General features: G+C 48.2%; 8 protein-coding genes. 4 read left to right on the plus strand and 4 right to left on the minus strand.

What is annotated here, in order from left to right:
* Window positions 1-62 precede the first annotated feature (62 nt).
* The 4 genes from BM613_RS14930 to BM613_RS13975 form a co-directional block, all read right to left on the minus strand.
* Window positions 63-428, minus strand: coding sequence for a hypothetical protein (locus BM613_RS14930; RefSeq protein WP_146192836.1), 366 nt, complete (start codon window positions 426-428; stop codon window positions 63-65).
* Between the two features lie 75 nt (window positions 429-503).
* A complete protein-coding gene (locus tag BM613_RS13965; protein WP_109431776.1) occupies window positions 504-779 on the minus strand; it encodes a hypothetical protein in 276 nt (91 codons plus the stop codon).
* Window positions 780-803: 24 nt separating this feature from the next.
* Window positions 804-1,172: a carboxymuconolactone decarboxylase family protein gene (locus tag BM613_RS13970; protein ID WP_109431777.1), complete on the minus strand. Its 369-nt coding sequence runs from the start codon at window positions 1,170-1,172 to the stop codon at window positions 804-806.
* A 19-nt stretch (window positions 1,173-1,191) separates the two neighbouring features.
* The gene (locus BM613_RS13975) at window positions 1,192-1,566 is read right to left on the minus strand and encodes an ArsR/SmtB family transcription factor (RefSeq protein ID WP_109431778.1); all 375 of its coding nucleotides are present in this window, start codon (window positions 1,564-1,566) and stop codon (window positions 1,192-1,194) included.
* 167 nt (window positions 1,567-1,733) lie between these two features.
* Here BM613_RS13975 and BM613_RS13980 point away from each other — a divergent pair, with 167 nt between their 5' ends.
* From BM613_RS13980 to BM613_RS13995, 4 genes are all read left to right on the plus strand, one after another.
* Window positions 1,734-2,954, plus strand: coding sequence for an NAD(P)/FAD-dependent oxidoreductase (locus tag BM613_RS13980; protein ID WP_219930713.1), 1,221 nt, complete (start codon window positions 1,734-1,736; stop codon window positions 2,952-2,954).
* A gap of 110 nt (window positions 2,955-3,064) precedes the next feature.
* Window positions 3,065-3,322, plus strand: coding sequence for a carboxymuconolactone decarboxylase family protein (locus BM613_RS13985; protein WP_181363197.1), 258 nt, complete (start codon window positions 3,065-3,067; stop codon window positions 3,320-3,322).
* Window positions 3,323-3,352: 30 nt separating this feature from the next.
* Entirely contained in the window at window positions 3,353-3,652 is a 300-nt protein-coding gene (arsD, locus tag BM613_RS13990) for an arsenite efflux transporter metallochaperone ArsD (RefSeq protein WP_109431781.1), read from the plus strand.
* Window positions 3,653-3,655: 3 nt separating this feature from the next.
* Window positions 3,656-3,898 (plus strand): ArsA family ATPase (locus tag BM613_RS13995; RefSeq protein ID WP_146192837.1); only part of this gene is annotated, 243 nt, incomplete at its 3' end.

A 3,898-nucleotide genomic window follows, 5' to 3' on the forward strand; every position in this document is an offset into this window, starting at 1 on the left:
TGTCATGTAGCTCACCCCGAATCTCCTCATTCTTACATTCTCGATTCGTTGTGTCCACTATTTCAGCCTAACACCACGAGTAGTGTCACCCACTTCTGACCTTTCATGTTCCAAAAGGGTTCAAAGATGAACATGACGAGAGTGATTCCAACAAAATAGATCCACGACCACCCGATGCTCGAAAATGGAATGACCTTTGCAAACCAGAGTTCACCAACAAGCAGCCCAATTGCCGCGGACATGATCCCTAAAGAGGCTACCAAGTAGGCTTGGGGCATCGATAATTTGAACCTCTTTACAAGAACAGGAATTTGAATCGGTTTCCCGCCAGCACTAATCAGTCCGGTAAGGATACTAAATAGAAACGTGACTACACTGACCCCGGTTCGAATCTTCCCCTCCGGAACCATTTTAGGCTTAATAATCAAGAGACGAAGGCCGACCAGTACGGCATAGATACCAAGAATCAGCAGTAGGCCGCGATTTGAGGTTTGTAGTCCAATTCAGCGTCCAAGGATACCGCCTGCGAAGGCGAGAATTACAACACTCCACTTTACCGCCCCAGGGAGTTGCGACAGTTGTGACCTCGCGTTACGGAAAAATAACAGGGAAGCCAGTACCATCACCAGTGCGTTGATAACGATGGCCTGTTGGATTCCAAAACCCATCCAAAGGACCAGCAACAAGACCAAGAAAATACGATCGATCGTAATTTTGAGATAGGTCGTTACAAAACCAACCACGAAGACAATTAGGCCGACAAGCCACCAATTCGTCATCTAATGAGCCTCCAAATCTGTGTCTTATTCTAGGTCCGTGCTACTTTCCTCTACGAGCAGTTTCATGGCATCTACGGAGGCAGAAATCACTGTGGTGGCCTTCACAAATCTGGCTACCAGCAAGGCTTCCATGATTTCGTCTTTCTGAATCCCTTGCCGTAAAGCGCTTTTTACGTAAGTTTTAATGCAGTTTTCTTGCCCTAACGCTGCGGCCGCCGTGATACTCATTAGCAGCTTATACTTGTTCGGTACCGCGGTTTTGCTAAACAACCATTGCTTGTTGCTCGCGTGTTCGAAAACTGTACTCTCGTCCAATTGGCTGAGCAACTCCATTGTAACCGGGCGTGCACCTGCTTCTTTTTCCATTGCGGACAGCAATTCTTCAATCGTCATTTTGTCTTCCTCCTATACGCTAGTTGTCTTCCCCGTGATGCAAAGGAATTAAATTCCGCTTCTTTTGGTCAATGGCATAGACGGTAAACTTCCCTTCTCTTCGTCCCTCAATCACCCCGCCTCGTTCCAAAATCTTTAAATGGTGGTTGATGGTCGAGGTCGGAATCTGGAGTCCCTCCACGATTTCACATAGACAAACATCCTGAACGAGGAGCATAGCCACGATTCGAAGACGCGTTTCATCGCCAAGAGCCTTATGGAAAAAAGCCCACTGTTCCAATTCCGAATCCTGCGTCAGGATTGGGTACTTCCGCTCTGCGACGCGCACAACTTGTTCAATTTCTTCACCGACGGACAATTGCCATGGTTGAAACCGGCCATTCTGGATACCCATCGCCTCCTTCCTTCGTGATTATACAACTATATTTATAGTTTTGTAGTTGTAAAATGAACCATCTTTTCGATGGTACGTTTGGACTATTGGAAACAGGCAACCGTCCTTGGTATGATTCCACATTGAAATGCAAATACTTACTTAAATTTTTCTTGAGGAGGAGTTTTGTGAAGAAAATTGTCATTGTTGGTGCGGGATTTGGAGGTCTTACCGTCTTTCACCACGTATCGTCGTGGCTTGGTTCCGGGGAAGCGGAAGTGACCGTGATTGATGAGCGGGAAACGTTTTTAGTTAAACCCTCTCTCCCGGAAGTGGCACTTGGAGAAAAAGAGATTTCCGACATCACCTTCCCTCTACGACCGGTGGTGGAAGCCTATGGTCGCTTTATTCGTAGTCGTGTTCATCGCATTGACCCAAAGAAACAGTTAGTGTACTTAGACGACGAGGTCAGTGTTCCTTATGATTTTCTCGTGATTGCGCTTGGCGGGAAGAAAGATTTTGAGGCCGTACCGGGTTTTCAGGAACACGGTTACTCGGTTTGCACGGACATTCTCGCGCCTCGCCTGCATGAAGCCATTGAACAGTTTGAACAAGGGAACATTTTGATTGGATCTGCTCCCATGCTTTCTGGGACACGTGTCAAAGATGTCCCTCACTTGGAAACGGCTTGCGAAGGTCCGGTCGGCGAAGTCGCATTTATGATTGACAGTGAGCTTCGCAAACGCGGCACGCGGGACAAAGCCCGAATTATCTGTTTTAGCCCGGCAGAGGTCTTTTTTGAAGACGTAGGGGACAAAGTTCACGAGGCGTTTGAAGGATTGGCCCGGGAACATGAAGTCGAGGTCGTTACGAATAAAGTGATCGAAAAAATTGAGAAGGACCAGGTAGGATTCAAGGACGGGTCTACGTTGTCGTCGGCTCTCACGGTCTTGATTCCCACGTACCGCGGGCCAGACCTGATTACCGAATCGGGTCTCGGTGATGAAGCTGGATTTGTACCCACGGATGAAAACTTTCAACACTTGGACTACGAGAATATTTTTGCGATTGGCGATGTGGCTTCCCGGACCGTCCCCAAACTCGGGCACCTAGCCGTAGAGCAAGGAAATTTGGTCGCGAGCTTGCTTCGTCAGCGTATTACAAGGAGCGGGGAACGGTACGATTATGAGCCAGAGGTTTTTTGCATCATGAACATGGGGCACCGGAAGGCGACGTTGATTCGGTCCAATGTGTTATGGGGCGGCACGACGGACATCGCCTATCACAGCACCATGTCCCATCTCATGAAATCGTCCTTTGATACGTACATGGCGAAATTTAAAGGCAAGATGCCTCCGCAATTGGCTCAACGTCTTCTCAATGTATATCTCGGACGCTTTCGGAAATAACTCAGACAAGCCGGATAAAGAATTATTTTTAGTCCGGCTTGCAAAGGGTATTCATGACGTTTATTATATAACTATATTTTTATATAACGTTTAAAGGATGGTGGTTCAGGGTGAATGAACTCACAAAAGAACTGATTCAAGCAGCTGCTGCCGTGGCTGTGGGGTGTACGTCCTGCTTGGAGTACCACGTACCGAAGGCCAGAGGACTTGGTGCGACGGATGCCGACTTGCAGGAAGTGCTTGCCCTGGTTCGTCCAGTAAAGCTCACCGCAACCATGAAGATGGATGAATTTTCGGAGGAGATATTTACTTCAAAGAAAACGGAGCTAGATGTCGTGACCGAAGCTTCTTCCGGCGGTTGTTGCTAATACTAATATTCGAAAGAGGAGGAATTAAGAATGAAGATAGACTTTTTTGATCCCGAAATGTGTTGCTCGACTGGTGTGTGCGGTACCTCACCGGATCCCGAATTGATTCGCATCGGAGAATTGGTGGAGAATTTGAAGGCCGATGGACATACGGTAGCACGCCATATGCTCAGCCGCGACTCGGCGGCGTTTACCTCGAACAAGCAAGTGTATGAAACCATGTTGAAGCAAGGCATGAAGGTGTTACCCATCGTAACGGTCGATGGAGAAATTCGCACCATGGGTCGCTATCCACAGATGGACGAATTGTTGCTCGCGAAGGAGTCGTAGGTCATGATCAAGTACGTTTTCTTTTCCGGCAAAGGAGGAGTTGGCAAGACTTCTCTGTCCTCGGCCACAGCCGTGATGTTGGCTAAGAGGGGTGTAAGAACGTTGCTTGTCACTACGGATCCGGCTTCGAACCTAGGAGACGTGTTCGGGCAAGAAGTTGGCCTTGAGGCCCGTCCCGTCCAAGGTGTTGCTAATCTGTTCATTCAGGAGATAAACCCAGACCAAGCCCTGCAATCCTACAAAGAC

Origin of the sequence: Sulfoacidibacillus thermotolerans, from assembly GCF_003144315.1 — a bacterium.
Taxonomy (GTDB): domain Bacteria; phylum Bacillota; class Bacilli; order Alicyclobacillales; family SLC66; genus Sulfoacidibacillus; species Sulfoacidibacillus thermotolerans.

Bases quoted from the DNA above. Each gene is read 5' to 3' on its own strand.
- BM613_RS13965 (WP_109431776.1), bottom strand. From the start codon at position 779: ATGACGAATTGGTGGCTTGTCGGCCTAATTGTCTTCGTGGTTGGTTTT.
- BM613_RS13970 (WP_109431777.1), bottom strand. From the start codon at position 1,172: ATGACGATTGAAGAATTGCTGTCCGCAATGGAAAAAGAAGCAGGTGCA.
- BM613_RS13975 (WP_109431778.1), bottom strand. From the start codon at position 1,566: ATGGGTATCCAGAATGGCCGGTTTCAACCATGGCAATTGTCCGTCGGT.
- arsD (WP_109431781.1), top strand. From the start codon at position 3,353: ATGAAGATAGACTTTTTTGATCCCGAAATGTGTTGCTCGACTGGTGTG.